The sequence below is a fragment of the Ruegeria sp. AM2 genome, from assembly GCF_056540685.1.
This window is the reverse complement of record NZ_JBQFXE010000004.1, coordinates 227,622-243,189: the sequence shown is the minus strand read 5'-3', so window position 1 is coordinate 243,189 and position 15,568 is coordinate 227,622. Positions and strand designations below refer to the sequence as shown.

General features: G+C 57.5%; 11 protein-coding genes. 3 read left to right on the top strand and 8 right to left on the bottom strand.

Annotation, left to right across the window (positions count from 1 at the left end; all coding sequences use genetic code 11):
* From ACR0CR_RS11550 to rpsL, 4 genes are all read right to left on the bottom strand, one after another.
* On the bottom strand, window positions 1-91 hold a 91-nt coding region (locus tag ACR0CR_RS11550; RefSeq protein WP_215675807.1), incomplete at its 3' end, for a GTP-binding protein.
* 60 nt (window positions 92-151) lie between these two features.
* Entirely contained in the window at window positions 152-2,269 is a 2,118-nt protein-coding gene (gene fusA, locus ACR0CR_RS11545) for an elongation factor G (RefSeq protein WP_480599114.1), read from the bottom strand.
* An 18-nt stretch (window positions 2,270-2,287) separates the two neighbouring features.
* The gene (gene rpsG, locus ACR0CR_RS11540; RefSeq protein WP_008756926.1) at window positions 2,288-2,758 is read right to left on the bottom strand and encodes a 30S ribosomal protein S7; all 471 of its coding nucleotides are present in this window, start codon (window positions 2,756-2,758) and stop codon (window positions 2,288-2,290) included.
* Between the two features lie 15 nt (window positions 2,759-2,773).
* A complete protein-coding gene (gene rpsL, locus ACR0CR_RS11535) occupies window positions 2,774-3,145 on the bottom strand; it encodes a 30S ribosomal protein S12 (protein WP_005621086.1) in 372 nt (123 codons plus the stop codon).
* A 388-nt stretch (window positions 3,146-3,533) separates the two neighbouring features.
* Between rpsL and ACR0CR_RS11530 the strand changes: the two genes are divergently transcribed.
* Window positions 3,534-4,331, top strand: a complete 798-nt coding sequence (locus ACR0CR_RS11530; RefSeq protein WP_480599112.1) for a glycosyltransferase — start codon at window positions 3,534-3,536, stop codon at window positions 4,329-4,331.
* A 2-nt stretch (window positions 4,332-4,333) separates the two neighbouring features.
* On the opposite strand, the gene ACR0CR_RS11525 is transcribed toward ACR0CR_RS11530, so the two are convergent.
* On the bottom strand, window positions 4,334-5,203 hold the full coding sequence (locus ACR0CR_RS11525; protein ID WP_480599110.1) for a DMT family transporter: 870 nt from the start codon (window positions 5,201-5,203) through the stop codon (window positions 4,334-4,336).
* 189 nt (window positions 5,204-5,392) lie between these two features.
* Here ACR0CR_RS11525 and ACR0CR_RS11520 point away from each other — a divergent pair, with 189 nt between their 5' ends.
* Complete coding sequence (locus ACR0CR_RS11520; RefSeq protein ID WP_480599109.1) at window positions 5,393-5,635, top strand: hypothetical protein; 243 nt, start codon at window positions 5,393-5,395, stop codon at window positions 5,633-5,635.
* 8 nt (window positions 5,636-5,643) lie between these two features.
* Window positions 5,644-6,234: an imm11 family protein gene (locus tag ACR0CR_RS11515; RefSeq protein WP_480599107.1), complete on the top strand. Its 591-nt coding sequence runs from the start codon at window positions 5,644-5,646 to the stop codon at window positions 6,232-6,234.
* 252 nt (window positions 6,235-6,486) lie between these two features.
* Here the strand turns inward: ACR0CR_RS11515 and rpoC are convergent, their stop codons facing one another.
* From rpoC to rplL, 3 genes are all read right to left on the bottom strand, one after another.
* Window positions 6,487-10,728, bottom strand: coding sequence for a DNA-directed RNA polymerase subunit beta' (rpoC, locus tag ACR0CR_RS11510; RefSeq protein ID WP_480599105.1), 4,242 nt, complete (start codon window positions 10,726-10,728; stop codon window positions 6,487-6,489).
* A gap of 50 nt (window positions 10,729-10,778) precedes the next feature.
* Window positions 10,779-14,915 (bottom strand): DNA-directed RNA polymerase subunit beta, encoded by a 4,137-nt coding sequence (gene rpoB / locus ACR0CR_RS11505; RefSeq protein ID WP_480599104.1) that lies wholly within the window; start codon window positions 14,913-14,915, stop codon window positions 10,779-10,781.
* A gap of 250 nt (window positions 14,916-15,165) precedes the next feature.
* The gene (rplL, locus tag ACR0CR_RS11500; protein ID WP_010441182.1) at window positions 15,166-15,540 is read right to left on the bottom strand and encodes a 50S ribosomal protein L7/L12; all 375 of its coding nucleotides are present in this window, start codon (window positions 15,538-15,540) and stop codon (window positions 15,166-15,168) included.
* Window positions 15,541-15,568 lie beyond the last annotated feature (28 nt).

The window sequence follows — 15,568 nt, the reverse complement described above, 5'->3', positions numbered from 1 at the left end:
CTGCGGTCAGCGTCGTCTTGCCGTGGTCAACGTGGCCAATCGTGCCGATGTTGACGTGCGGTTTTGTACGCTCAAACTTTTCCTTTGCCATGATGGCCTCCTTTGTCGGTAATGACAGGAGCCCGCTAACCGGGCTCCCTCAAATCTTCGCTTATGCGTATTTCGCCTGGATCTCGTCCGAGATGTTCTGCGGAACCGGATCGTAGTGGTCGAACTGCATGGTGAACTGGGCACGGCCCGACGACATCGAACGCAGGGTGTTGATGTAGCCGAACATGTTCGCCAGCGGAACAAACGCGTCGATCGCGATCGCGTTGCCGCGCGGTTCCTGACCAGACACCTGGCCCCGACGCGAGGTCAGGTCGCCGATGATACCGCCGGTATATTCTTCCGGGGTGATCACTTCGACCTTCATGATCGGTTCCAGCAGTTTCGCGCCAGCTTTGCGCATGCCTTCGCGCATACACATACGAGCCGCGATTTCGAACGCCAGAACACTCGAGTCAACGTCGTGGAACTTACCGTCGAGCAGAGCAACCTTGAAGTCGATCACAGGGAAGCCAGCCAACGGCCCGCTGTCCATGACCGAGTTGATGCCTTTTTCAACACCGGGGATGTATTCTTTCGGAACAGCACCGCCAACGATGCGGCTCTCGAACGAATAACCCTCGGCCGGCTCTGTCGGCGAGATGACCATTTTGACTTCAGCGAACTGACCCGAACCGCCCGACTGTTTCTTGTGGGTGTAGGTATGTTCAACTTCGTGACCAATGGTCTCGCGATAGGCAACCTGCGGCGCACCGATGTTCGCCTCAACCTTGAACTCGCGCTTCAGACGGTCCACCAGGATGTCCAAGTGAAGTTCGCCCATGCCTTTCATTATGGTCTGACCCGATTCCAGATCAGTTTCCACACGGAAGGACGGGTCTTCGGCGGCCAAACGGGCCAGACCCTGGGACATCTTCTCCTGGTCGCCCTTGGTTTTGGGCTCCACCGCGATCTCGATAACCGGATCAGGGAAGGTCATGGTTTCCAGAACCACCGGATCCTTCGCGTCACACAGAGTATCACCGGTGGTGGTGTCTTTCAGACCCGCCAGCGCGATGATGTCGCCTGCAAACGCTTCTTCGATCTCTTCCCGGTTGTTCGAGTGCATCATCATCATACGACCGATGCGCTCTTTCTTACCTTTGGTCGAGTTCAGGATCGAGTCACCCTTGTTCATGGTGCCCGAGTAGATCCGGGTGAAGGTCAGCGAGCCAACGAAGGGGTCGTTCATGATTTTGAACGCCAGACCCGAGAAGGCCATGTCGTCATCGGCACGACGGGCGATGTCACGAACTTCTTCCTCGTCACCGGGTTTGAAGCCCATGTAATCAACAACGTCCAGCGGGCTTGGCAGATAGTCGATCACAGCGTTGAGCAGCGGCTGAACGCCTTTGTTCTTAAACGCAGACCCACCCAGAACCGGAACAAACGCGATTTCCAGGGTCCCTTTGCGCAGCAGGGCGCGCAGAGTCGGGATATCAGGCTCATTGCCTTCCAGATACTCCATCATCGCGTCGTCGTCCATTTCGACGGCCGCTTCGATCATTTTGCCGCGCCATTCGTCGGCCATGTCTTTCAGACTGTCACGGATCGGAGCTTTGACCCAGCTTGCGCCCAGATCTTCGCCCTGCCACAGCCATTCTTCCATGGTGACCAGGTCAACCAAGCCTTCCAGCTCGGTCTCTGCGCCGATCGGAATACCAACCGGAACAGCACGTGCGCCGGTGCGGTCTTCGATCATGCGAACGCAGTTGAAGAAGTCTGCGCCGATCTTGTCCATCTTGTTGACGAAAACCATACGCGGAACCTTGTAGCGGTCAGCCTGACGCCACACGGTTTCGGTCTGGGGCTCAACACCGGCGTTTGCGTCCAGAACGCAGACGGCACCGTCGAGAACCGCCAGCGAGCGTTCAACTTCGATGGTGAAGTCAACGTGGCCGGGGGTGTCGATGATGTTCAGGCGGTGCTTGGCCGAGTCAGCGGTCTGACCGTCTTCGGTGCGTTCCCAGAAGGTGGTGGTCGCAGCCGAAGTGATGGTGATACCGCGTTCCTGTTCCTGCTCCATCCAGTCCATGGTGGCTGCACCATCGTGCACCTCACCGATGTTGTGGGACTTGCCGGTGTAATACAGGATACGCTCCGAGCAGGTGGTCTTACCCGCGTCGATGTGCGCCATGATACCGAAGTTACGGTAATGTTCGAGAGTATATTCGCGTGCCATTTTGATGAGCCTCTGGAATTACCAACGGTAATGGCTGAAGGCTTTGTTTGCCTCGGCCATCTTGTGGGTGTCTTCGCGCTTTTTCACAGCAGTGCCGCGTGACTGAACGGCGTCCAGCAGCTCGCCTGCAAGGCGCTCTTCCATGGTGTTTTCGTTACGGCCACGGGCGGCGGTGATCAGCCAGCGGATGGCCAGTGCTTCGCGGCGCTCGGGGCGGACTTCGACCGGAACCTGATAGGTTGCACCACCAACCCGGCGCGAGCGAACCTCGACCGACGGTTTGATGTTGTCGAGCGCTTCGTGGAACACTTCGACCGGTGCGCGCTTGATCTTGCCTTCAACGCGGTCAAAGGCGTTGTAGACGATGCGCTCTGCGACCGACTTCTTGCCGTCGATCATCAGGTTGTTCATGAATTTGGTCAGAACCTTGTCGCCAAATTTGGCGTCAGGCAGGACTTCGCGTTTTTCGGCGGCGTGACGACGTGACATATCAGCCTCTCCTTCTTACTTGGGACGCTTCGCGCCGTATTTCGAACGACGTTGCTTACGATCTTTGACGCCCTGAGTATCCAGAACACCACGCAGGATGTGGTAACGCACACCGGGAAGGTCTTTCACACGGCCGCCACGGATCAGAACAACCGAGTGTTCCTGCAGGTTGTGGCTTTCACCGGGGATGTACGAAATGACCTCGAACCCGTTGGTCAGGCGCACCTTGGCAACCTTACGCATAGCCGAGTTCGGCTTTTTCGGTGTGGTGGTATACACGCGGGTGCAGACGCCGCGTTTCTGCGGGCACTGCTCCAGGTGCATGGACTTCGAGCGTTTTACTTTGGGCTGCCGCGGTTTGCGGATCAGCTGTTGAATAGTTGGCATTCCGGTTTCTTCCCCGTTTTGCAACACACATGACATGCACGCGGGTTGCGTGCGGTTAAACTTTGCTGCACTCATGCGTCCACAAGCGCAAAACCCGCGAGCGTTCCCATTCCGAGGTGAACGTCGCGGTTTGTTATCAGAGGGCGCGAACGATAAAAGTGTCCGGGCCTTGACCAGTTCATTACTGAAATCGGTTATGGGGCGGCCCCCGGTACCGAGATGTCGCGCGTCTTAAGCGGAGTCGGGCCAAGTGTCAACAGCCCGTCGGGACTGCAGTCTGCTACTTTGGGTTTCACCCGGACACACAGGGTTTCCAGCACGGCCTTGCGTTGCGGCCGCCGAACACCCGGTGCATAGTGACCACGACCCAAAACTCATCGGATGACCCATGCAAGTCATTGGCCTGTGCCGTTTTTCCTTTCCCGCGCTCGGTGATTTTCAGATTGAGCACGACACGGTCGAGGCCCGCCGTCGCCACCTGTACAATCCCGCACGGCTGGAAGAAAGGTTTCGTCTTTTTGAAACCGTCACCCTGCCCAGTTTTCGCGTGCAGACGGATGAGGATTTCCACCTGCTGATCGCGGTCGGAGAGTGCCTGCCCAAGGCGGCGCTTGGCCGCCTCAAAGACCTCACTGCGGGTATCCGGCAGGTCCGGATCGTCCAACGGCGGGTCGACCCGGAACAAAAGCACCGGCAAGCTATGAAGCGTATCCTGCAAGAGGCGCGTTCGGCGCAAGATCGCCCATGCTTGCAGTTCCGGCACGACGATGACGACGCGGTGGCGGTGGATTTTGTTGAACGGCTGCGTTCGGCTGCGCAAGACGGGCATGCTCTGATCGCCAAAAACCAGGCAATCGGCATCGACTTTAACAACGGATATTTGGCCAGTTTTGGGCCGGACGACATTCGGGCGGCTCAAGTCTACAAACCCCTTCTGGGTGTCGGTTTGGGAATGCTGATCCGAGGCGGCTGCGAACACACGATCATCAGTTTCACCCACAGCCGTATCGGGCGCTTCATGCCAGTGATCAGTTATCCCGATGCGCCCATGTGGGTACGGTCATTGAACCAATTCAACGATTCCCGCCGGGCCGAGAAGCAAAAGTCACAGTTGGAACCTATGACCGCGGACATGCGCGAGGTTTTCCAGTCGCGCTTTGCTATCGACCCAGACATAATGCGTTAAGTTCACTCGGCAGGCTGACGCGCCCTTTCGCGGAACAACGTGAAGAGACCGGCCCCGACGACCAACGCCGCCCCCAACATCGTGACAGCATCGGGCCAGTCTCCGAACACGACCCAGCCGAGGCCCAGCGCCCAAACCAGGCTGGAATAGCGAAATGGCGCGATAAATCCGACTTCGCCTATCCTCATTACCATGACGCTGAACAGATAGCCCATCAGGACAAACACGGCTGCCCCGGCCACCATGGCTCCGGATGCGGCGGAAATAGCGACCCATCCATCGAAAGCGGAGGCAATGGCCGCCGCCAATGTAATCGACAGGGACGTCGCCAGCGTGACCACCATTGACGGTACGTCTTCGGACATGCGTCGCGTGATCAGGTCTCGTGCGGTGACCGAGATCACCGCAATCAGCGCGTAGATCGCATAGATGCTGAACCCATCCGGCCCCGGTCGCACGATCAGCAGCATGCCAACGAACCCCATCGCAATTGCCACAATACGCCGCCAGCCTATTGCTTCGCCAAAGAACACCGCCGCACCCAAGGTTACGGTCAGCGGCAGCGCCTGCAGGACAGCCGTCACATTGGCCAGCGGCATGTGCATCAACGCAGTTAGAAAGAAAAACGTCGCCGCTAGTTCGGTCATGCAGCGCAAAGCCACAAGCCACTTGTCATGGCGCGGAAAGTTCAGATGAAGGGCCCCAAGGTGTCGGGCCAGAACGAAAACCAGCACGGTCGCCAACGCCCCCCGGATTGCGACCAGTTGAAACAAAGGCATGTCCTGACCCGCCGACTTCACCAGCGTGTCGTTGATGGTAAAGGCAGCCATACTGCCCATCATCAACATCGCGCCTTTTACGTTAGGTGTCATATTGGACTGGCCTGCACTTGGGTGAATCGGCCCATTGGCCCGATCGCCGGGGCAATTGTCAACCGATGGGGCTGGACCAGAGACGGTACTCAGAGATTTACTCGGACTGGCATTCGCCAGCTTCCGTCGCGATGACAAATGTGGTTAGTTTGCACCAAGTTATTCGAAGTTATTCAAAAGAGACGCGCATTGAACGACATACTGCACGGTTCGTACCCCTCGTTGGCGAAAGATCCAAGTGGCGACCAACAACAGCTGGTGATGTATGTTGCAGCCTTGGCCAAGTGGGTCGTCAACGACGGTTTGTTTATGAAAAGCGGGGACACTTTGGACAGAAAGACAAATGACTTCCGGCTTGTTTTTCAAGACTCAGGGTCGAGAGTACCAGCCCCGGTCATTCAAATCGAACCGGTGGGCGCATTGAATCGTTAAGGACAGTAATGGCGTATCATGTTTGGGGCACGGTCAATCGCCCGTATTATACAAATGTTATGTTTGACGGAAAAAACCCGCCGACTTCACGAGAGCTTGGTTTAACGGATGGAAAGAGCCTGGTACCTAAACAGGATCTTCTGCCCAAAAGTGGATATTCAGAACGGAAGCGCAAAAGGATACCCGACTTTATAGAGCAGCGAAGTTGCCAGTTCGTTTCCCAGAGCTTCAAGGACTTGGTTGAGGAATTAGAGCCTGGCGTTCATGAGTTTTTTCCCTTTCTGCTAAGAAATGGATTTTGGGGAGATCACGCGCCGCAATCGTATTACGTGATGAACATCATGACCAAATTGCCATGTGTTGATATCGACGCGGGCGGGGTGTCAGTTGGACGCGATCGTTTCGGAAATATCGCGTACTTAAGTCCGGAACATTTTCCTTACAAACAAATTACGCTGAGAAAATCTAATATTCAGGGGCTGCATGTATGGCGGGACCAATACTTGAGCGGAAGTTTTTTTGTTTCGGACGATTTTATGAAGCAATTCAATGACAGAAAGATGAAGTTCTTAGAGAACGAACCTTCCATCGAAGCCTAAACTCTTCGCAAAGCATTACTGAGTTCCCCATCAGGGAAACTGATGGACATCACGTAGTCCCGAGATCAGTCTGGGATAACCCCAAAGCATCTTAGGGTCGAAGGATTTGAGAGATCCAGATAACTTGGACAGAGGTTCGACTCAGCTAATCAGCGGTTTTTGGGTTGGCGCCCAAAAATATATTGATTTCCAGTAAGCAAAACGAAAAGGCCCCGCAAAATGCGGGGCCTCATCAATCCTGTTTCGCAGCGATTACTCGCGGCTTTCCGGAGTTTCCACCAAAACGTCCAGCTCGTCACCGACCATGTCATCATCAAAAGTCGGTGCAGCCAACGCAGCGGCCGCTTCGGCCTCTTCTCGGCGGGCTTCGATCACAACGTTGTCGCGTGACTGCGCAACGCGTTGCACGCTTTGGGTCGCGCCACCGGTACCGGCGGGGATCAGACGACCAACGATGACGTTCTCTTTCAGGCCAACCAGCTTGTCTTTCTTGCCCTGAACCGAAGCCTCGGTCAGCACGCGGGTTGTTTCCTGGAACGACGCCGCCGAGATGAACGAACGCGTCTGCAGCGAGGCTTTGGTGATCCCCAGAAGGATCGGCTCGCCCTGTGCCGGACGTCCGCCACGGTCGAGGGTCTTCTCGTTTGCCGCGTCGAACTCTTGCTTGTCGACATGCTCGCCTTTCAGCAAGGTGGTGTCGCCTGAATCCAGAATCTCCCACTTCTGCAGCATCTGGCGCACGATGACCTCGATGTGCTTGTCGTTGATCTTCACGCCCTGCAGACGGTAGACGTCCTGCACTTCGTCGATCATGTAATCCGCCAGCGCTTCGACACCCATGATGGACAGGATGTCATGCGGAGCCGGGTTACCGTCCATCAGGTACTCACCCTTCTGGATGAAGTCCCCTTCGGCGACCGGGATGTGCTTGCCCTTGGGTACCATGTATTCGATGGTCTCCATGGACTCGTCCGCCGGTTCGATGCTGATGCGGCGCTTGTTCTTGTAGTCGCGGCCAAAGCGCACATAACCATCGGCTTCTGCGATGATCGCGTGATCTTTCGGACGACGCGCTTCGAACAGTTCGGCCACACGCGGCAGACCACCGGTGATGTCCTTGGTCTTGGCGCCTTCACGCGGGATACGCGCGACAACGTCACCGGCTTCGATGGTCTGGCCATCTTCAACCGACAGGATCGCATCCACCGACATCGGATAGTGAACCGGGTTGCCCGCATCGTTGCGGACCGGCTCGCCATCTTCACCGACCAGAATGATCTCGGGCTTGAGGTCGCTGCCTTTGGGGGCCGCTCGCCAGTCGATCACGATCTTCTGGGTCATACCGGTTGCATCGTCGGTCTCGTCGCGGACAGCCAGGCCCGAAACAAGGTCAACGTATTTCGCGGTACCGGCTTTCTCGGCGATGATCGGCAAGGTGTAGGGATCCCATTCGAACAGCTTGTCACCACGGGCCACCTTGGTGCCGTCCTTGACGAACAGCTTCGAGCCGTAGCCCAGCTTGTGGCTGGCACGCTCTTCGCCGTGTTCGTCCTTGATCACCAGCTTCATGTTCCGGCCCATGACCAGGCTTTCACCTGCGGCATTCACCAGAATCTGCGGGTTCTCGAAGGAAACGACACCGTCCTGGCTGGCTTCCTGGAACGACTGCTGACCACCTTGCGCAACACCACCGATGTGGAAGGTCCGCATGGTCAGCTGTGTACCGGGTTCACCGATGGACTGGGCGGCGATGATGCCGACAGCCTCACCCGTGTTGACCATGGTACCGCGTGCAAGGTCACGACCGTAGCAGGTGGCACAGACGCCTTCCTCGGACTCACAGGTCAGAGGCGAACGGATGCGCATCGACGCAACGCCAGCCTCATCAATGGTGTCAGCCATGCGTTCGTCAATCAGCTGACCTGCTGCAACCAGAACCTCGTCCGTACCCGGACGCAGAACGTCGTCGGCAGAGACACGACCCAGCACACGTTCGGCCAGCGACGCGACAACCTCACCGTCATTCACGGCGGCTTCGGCAGTGATCGCACGTTCGGTGCCACAGTCGATCTCACGAACGATACAGTCTTGCGCCACATCCACCAGACGACGGGTCAGGTAACCCGAGTTCGCCGTCTTCAGAGCGGTATCCGACAGACCCTTACGGGCACCGTGGGTCGAGTTGAAGTACTCGAGAACGGTCAGACCTTCTTTAAAGTTCGAGATGATCGGCGTTTCGATGATGTCGCCATTCGGCTTGGCCATCAGGCCACGCATGCCGCCCAGCTGTTTCATCTGAGTGACCGAGCCACGCGCGCCGGAGTGGGCCATCATGTAGACCGAGTTCGGTTCCTGCTCGGAGCCATCCTCAGCCCGATCCGACGACGAGATCGTCGACATCATGGCCTCGGTGACGCGGTCGTTACACTTCGACCAGGCATCGACAACTTTGTTGTACTTTTCGCCCTGAGTGATCAGGCCGTCCATGTACTGCTGTTCAAAGTCCTTCACCTGACCGCGGGTGTCATCAACGATGCCCCACTTGTCGTCCGGAATGACCATGTCGTCCTTACCGAACGAGATACCCGCCTTGAACGCTTCTTTGAAGCCCATCGACATGATCTGGTCACAGAAGATCACGCTCTCTTTCTGACCGCAATAACGGTAGACGGTGTCGATCACCTGCTGCACTTCTTTTTTCCGCAGCAGACGGTTGACCAGTTCGAACGGCGCTTTGTTGTTCATCGGCAGCAATGCACCCAGACGCAAACGGCCCGGAGTGGTTTCATAGCGCTTCTGAACTTCGTTGCCTTCGTCGTCGATCTGCGTGATCCGCGCGGTGATTTTCGAGTGCAGGTGCACTTCGCCGGAATCCAGCGCGTGCTGAACTTCGTCGATCGACCCGAACACCTTGCCTTCGCCCGGCATGCCTTCGCGTTCCAGGGTCACATAGTAGAGACCCAGAATCATATCCTGCGACGGGACAATAATGGGCGCGCCGTTTGCAGGCGACAGAACGTTGTTCGTCGACATCATCAGAACACGGGCTTCCAACTGCGCCTCAAGGCTCAGCGGGACGTGAACGGCCATCTGGTCCCCGTCGAAGTCGGCGTTAAAGGCCGAACAGACCAGCGGGTGCAGCTGGATTGCTTTGCCTTCGATCAGAACCGGCTCGAACGCCTGAATGCCAAGACGGTGCAGCGTCGGTGCACGGTTCAGCATGACAGGGTGTTCGCGGATCACCTCGTCGAGGATATCCCACACTTCAGGACGCTCTTTCTCGACCAGTTTCTTCGCCTGTTTCACGGTCGAAGACAGACCCTTGGCTTCGAGGCGCGAATAGATGAACGGCTTGAACAGCTCCAACGCCATCTTCTTGGGCAGGCCACACTGGTGCAACTTCAGCTCGGGACCTGTCACAATGACCGAACGGCCCGAGAAGTCGACGCGCTTACCCAGAAGGTTCTGACGGAAACGACCCTGCTTGCCTTTCAGCATGTCCGACAGCGATTTCAGCGGGCGCTTGTTGGCGCCGGTGATCACGCGGCCACGGCGGCCGTTGTCGAACAGAGCATCCACGGATTCCTGCAGCATCCGCTTTTCGTTGCGGACGATGATGTCAGGCGCGCGCAGTTCGATCAGACGCTTCAGACGGTTGTTCCGGTTGATGACGCGGCGATACAGATCGTTCAGATCCGAGGTCGCGAAACGGCCACCATCCAGCGGAACCAGCGGACGCAGTTCCGGCGGAATGACCGGGATCACAGTCATCACCATCCACTCGGGCCGGTTGCCCGACTCGAGGAAGCTCTCGACAACCTTCAGACGCTTGATGATCTTCTTGGGCTTCAGCTCGCCGGTCGCTTCGGCCAGATCAGCGCGCAGCTGCTCGGCTTCGGCTTCCAGATCGATCTGGGCCAGCATCTCACGGATGGCTTCGGCACCGATATTGGCGGTGAACGCGTCCATGCCATAGGCATCCTGCGCGTCCATGTACTCTTCTTCGGTCAGCATCTGGCCATAGGTCAGGTCAGTCAGACCGGGCTCGATGACGACATAGTTTTCAAAGTACAGAACGCGTTCCAGATCGCGCAGTGTCATATCCAGCATCAGACCGATGCGGGACGGCAGCGATTTCAGGAACCAGATGTGCGCAACGGGCGCGGCCAGTTCGATATGGCCCATACGCTCGCGGCGGACTTTCTGCAGGGTGACTTCCACACCGCATTTCTCGCAGACAACGCCGCGATACTTCATCCGCTTATATTTGCCGCACAGACATTCGTAGTCTTTGATCGGGCCAAAGATACGCGCGCAGAACAGACCGTCACGTTCGGGCTTGAACGTCCGGTAGTTGATGGTTTCGGGTTTCTTGATCTCGCCATAAGACCAAGACAGAATCCGTTCGGGCGACGCCAGCGAGACCTTGATCTCGTCGAAGACCTTCGGGGGCGTCAGCGGGTTGAACGGGTTGTTGGTGATTTCCTGGTTCATTTGTTACCTCAAATCTTGCGGAAGGGGGGACGGGAGAAAGGGCAGCGCCCTTACTCCTCAACCTCCGCATCCAGGAGTTCCATATTCAGGCCGAGGCCACGGACTTCTTTCACCAGAACGTTGAACGATTCCGGTACGCCCGCTTCAAAGTTATCCTCGCCCTTGACGATCGACTCATAGACCTTGGTCCGACCGGCGACGTCATCCGATTTCACGGTGAGCATCTCCTGCAGGGTGTAGGCGGCGCCGTAAGCCTCCAAGGCCCAGACCTCCATCTCACCAAAGCGCTGACCACCGAACTGCGCCTTACCACCCAGCGGCTGCTGGGTCACCAGGCTGTACGGCCCGGTCGAACGCGCGTGGATCTTGTCATCCACAAGGTGGTGCAGTTTCAGCAGGTACTTGATGCCCACGGTGACCGGACGTGCAAATTGCTCACCGGTGCGACCGTCGAACAGAACCGACTGACCGCTTTCCGAGAAGCCCGCACGCACCAGCGCGTCGTTGACGTCAGCCTCTTTGGCGCCGTCGAAGACCGGGGTTGCGATCGGAACACCGCGAGTCACGTTGCCCGCCGCCTCGATCAGGCCATCCTCGTCCAGACCGGTGATGCCTTCTTCGTAGACATTCTCACCATAGGCCAGCTTCATCGCTTCGCGCACCGGGGTCAGGTCGCCGGAGCGGCGGTATTCACCCAGAGCGTCGTCGATGTTCAGACCCAGACCGCGTGCGGCCCAACCCATATGGGTTTCAAGGATCTGACCGACGTTCATACGCGAAGGCACACCCAGCGGGTTCAGACAGAAGTCTACCGGCGTACCATCGGCCAGGAACGGCATGTCTTCCATCGGAACAACCTTGGAGATCACACCCTTGTTCCCGTGACGACCGGCCATCTTATCGCCCGGCTGCAGCTTACGCTTCACGGCGATGAAGACTTTGACCATCTTCATCACACCCGGCGGCAGGTCGTCGCCACGACGGACTTTCTCGACCTTGTCTTCGAAACGGGCGTCCAGAGCGCGTTTCTGCACTTCGTACTGCTCGTTCAGAGCCTCGACGATCTGTGCGTCCTGCTCGCCTTCCAGTGCCAGCTGCCACCACTGACCACGGGTCAGGGTTTCCAACAGCTCCTCGGTGATCACCGACCCTGCCTTGACGCCTTTCGGGCCTTTGACAGCGGTTTTGCCCAGGATCAGACCTTGCAGACGCGCATAGATGTTGCGGTCCAGGATCGCCAGCTCGTCGTCCCGGTCACGGGCCAGACGTTCGACTTCCTCACGCTCGATCTGCAGCGCACGCTCGTCTTTTTCGACGCCGTGACGGTTGAAGACGCGGACTTCGACGACCGTACCGTAATCACCCGGCTTCACGCGCAGCGAGGTGTCGCGCACGTCAGATGCTTTTTCACCAAAGATGGCGCGCAGCAGCTTTTCTTCCGGGGTCATCGGGCTTTCGCCCTTCGGAGTGATCTTGCCGACCAGAATATCGCCCGGCTCAACATCCGCGCCGATGTAAACGATGCCCGCCTCGTCGAGGTTGCGCAGCGCTTCTTCACCGACGTTCGGGATGTCGCGGGTGATCTCTTCCGGGCCCAGCTTGGTGTCACGGGCGGCGACTTCGAATTCCTCGATATGGACCGAGGTAAAGACGTCATCACGCGCGATACGTTCCGAAATCAGGATCGAGTCTTCGTAGTTGTAACCGTTCCACGGCATGAACGCGACGACCACGTTCTTACCAAGGGCCAGTTCACCCATATCGGTCGACGGACCATCGGCAATAACCTCGCCCTTCTGGACGGTGTCACCCACCTTGATCAGCGGACGCTGGTTGATGCAGGTGTTCTGGTTCGAACGCTGGAACTTGCGCAGACGGTAAATGTCAACGCCAGCGTCGCCCAGTTCCAGATCTTCGGTGGCGCGGATAACGATACGCTGGGCATCAACCTGGTCGATGATACCGGCGCGTTTCGCCTGAATCGCAGCACCCGAGTCGATCGCAACCTTTTCCTCGATACCGGTACCGACCAGCGGTGCTTCGGCCCGCAGCAGCGGAACCGCCTGACGTTGCATGTTCGAGCCCATCAGAGCGCGGTTGGCGTCGTCATTTTCAAGGAACGGGATCAGCGATGCAGCGACCGATACCAGCTGTTTCGGCGACACGTCGATCAGGTCCACATTCTCGCGCGGGGCGAGGGTGTAGTCACCGGCCTGACGGGTCGAAACCAGATCGTTGATGAACTTGCCATCGGCATCCAGAGTCGCGTTCGCCTGCGCCACGGTGTGACGCATTTCCTCGGTCGCGGACATGTAGTGAACCTCATCGGTCACCTCGGCGTCTTTGACGACGCGGTAGGGCGTTTCGATGAAGCCATACTTGTTCACGCGGGCAAAGGTGGCCAGCGAGTTGATCAGACCGATGTTCGGACCTTCCGGCGTTTCAATCGGGCACATCCGGCCATAATGGGTTGGGTGCACGTCGCGCACCTCAAAGCCTGCACGCTCACGTGTCAGACCACCGGGGCCAAGCGCCGAGAGGCGGCGTTTGTGGGTGACTTCCGACAGCGGGTTGGTCTGGTCCATGAACTGCGACAGCTGCGACGAGCCGAAGAATTCGCGGACAGCAGCCGCAGCCGGTTTCGCGTTGATCAGGTCTTGCGGCATGACGGTGTCGATTTCGACAGACGACATACGCTCTTTGATCGCACGCTCCATGCGCAGCAGGCCAACGCGGTACTGGTTTTCCATCAGTTCGCCGACCGAGCGCACACGACGGTTGCCGAGGTGGTCGATATCGTCCACGTCGCCTTTGCCGTCACGCAGTTCAACCAGCGCCTTGATGCAGGCCACAATGTCTTCGCGGCGCAGGGTGCGCAGGGTGTCCGGCGCGTCCAGAGCCAGACGCATGTTCATCTTCACACGGCCAACGGCGGACAGGTCATAACGCTCACTATCGAAGAACAGTGTGTCGAACAGGGCCGACGCAGCTTCGACGGTGGGCGGCTCACCCGGACGCATGACGCGGTAGATATCCATGAGCGCGGTTTCGCGGCTCATATTCTTGTCCTGCGCCATAGTGTTGCGCATGTAAGGGCCGACGTTGACGTTGTCGATGTCCAGAACCGGAATATCGGTGATGCCCGCGTCGATCAGCTCTTTCGCGGTGCCGCCGATCAGGTCGCCGTCCTTGTCGTATTCCAAGGTCAGCTCATCACCGGCCTCGACATAGATCGCGCCGTTTTCTTCGTTGATGATGTCCTTGGCGACATACTTGCCGACGATGTTATCGAATGGCACCAGCAGGTCGGTGACAGCACCTTCGTCGATCAGCTTTTTAACGGCGCGCGGGGTGACTTTCTTGCCGGCTTCGGCAATTACTTCACCGGATTTTGCGTCGATCAGATCGTATGTCGGACGGGTGCCGCGCACACGCTCGGGGAAGAACGGCGTGACCCAGCCTTTCTTCTTGTCCAGCTTATAGGACACGGTGTTGTAATACGCGTCCATGATCGCTTCCTGATCCAGACCCAGCGCATAAAGCAAGGTAGTCACAGGCAGTTTTCGGCGGCGGTCGATACGGGCGAACACGATGTCCTTGGCGTCGAACTCAAAGTCCAACCAGCTGCCGCGGTACGGGATGATGCGGCAGGCAAACAGCAGCTTGCCCGAGGAATGGGTCTTGCCCTTGTCGTGATCGAAGAACACACCGGGCGAGCGGTGCATCTGGCTGACGATCACACGCTCAGTGCCGTTCACGATGAACGTGCCATTCGGTGTCATCAGGGGCATGTCGCCCATGAACACGTCCTGTTCCTTGATGTCTTTGACCGATTTCGCGCCGGTGTCCTCATCGACATCAAACACGATCAGACGCAGAGTCACCTTGAGCGGCGCGCTGTAGGTCATGTCGCGCTGCATGCACTCTTCGACGTCGTATTTGGGTTTTTCCAGATCGTATTTCACGAACTCCAAAACGGAGGTTTCGTTGAAATCCTTGATCGGGAAAACCGATTGGAACACGCCTTTGATGCCTTCGCCGTCTGTGGGCTGTTCTGCATCGCCGGAGCGCAGGAAAAGATCATAAGAAGATTTCTGCACCTCAATGAGGTTCGGCATTTCCAAAACTTCGCGGATTTTGCCGTAGTATTTACGAAGACGTTTCTGGCCAAGGAACGTTTGAGCCATGTCAGATGTCACCTTTCGATGTTCTCAGCGGGCAAAGACACCGTCGGGCCCCGGCATCTTGCACAATCGAGACAACACGTCCGGATCAATTCGTGGCCACCGTCCCGAAGGCGGCCTCCCGATCCGAAAACCGTGTCTTAGAAAACGCCCCTGAAAATGAGGCCCTTTCTAAGACAGGTTCGGCTGGACCCGGATTTCTCCGGACCCAGCCAAATTTTGCGGCGCATCAGCGATGCACCTGTCGGTTGGCTTAGGCCAGCTCGACTTCGGCGCCAGCTGCTTCCAGCTTGCCTTTGACTTCTTCGGCTTCGTCTTTCGACACGCCTTCTTTGATCTTGCCGCCAGCTTCGACCAGTTCCTTGGCTTCTTTCAGGCCCAGACCGGTGATGCCGCGAACTTCTTTGATCACGTTGATTTTCGAAGCGCCGGCGTTCTTCAGAACGACGTCGAATTCGGTTTTTTCTTCCTCAGCTGCGCCACCGGCGTCGCCACCGGCTGCAACCATTACGGCGCCGCCAGCTGCGGGCTCGATGCCGTATTCGTCTTTGAGGATGGTTTTCAGTTCTTGTGCTTCCAGCAGGGTCAGACCCACGATGCTTTCTGCGAGTGCTTTCAGATCAGCCATTTTATCAGCTCTTTCCGTTTACAGTGTG

Coding starts and splice junctions, on each gene's coding strand:
- rplL (WP_010441182.1), bottom strand. CDS start 15,540: ATGGCTGATCTGAAAGCACTCGCAGAAAGCATCGTGGGTCTGACCCTG.
- ACR0CR_RS11530 (WP_480599112.1), top strand. CDS start 3,534: ATGCAAGTCATTGGCCTGTGCCGTTTTTCCTTTCCCGCGCTCGGTGAT.
- rpsL (WP_005621086.1), bottom strand. CDS start 3,145: ATGCCAACTATTCAACAGCTGATCCGCAAACCGCGGCAGCCCAAAGTA.
- rpsG (WP_008756926.1), bottom strand. CDS start 2,758: ATGTCACGTCGTCACGCCGCCGAAAAACGCGAAGTCCTGCCTGACGCC.
- rpoC (WP_480599105.1), bottom strand. CDS start 10,728: ATGAACCAGGAAATCACCAACAACCCGTTCAACCCGCTGACGCCCCCG.
- ACR0CR_RS11515 (WP_480599107.1), top strand. CDS start 5,644: ATGGCGTATCATGTTTGGGGCACGGTCAATCGCCCGTATTATACAAAT.
- ACR0CR_RS11525 (WP_480599110.1), bottom strand. CDS start 5,203: ATGACACCTAACGTAAAAGGCGCGATGTTGATGATGGGCAGTATGGCT.
- fusA (WP_480599114.1), bottom strand. CDS start 2,269: ATGGCACGCGAATATACTCTCGAACATTACCGTAACTTCGGTATCATG.
- rpoB (WP_480599104.1), bottom strand. CDS start 14,915: ATGGCTCAAACGTTCCTTGGCCAGAAACGTCTTCGTAAATACTACGGC.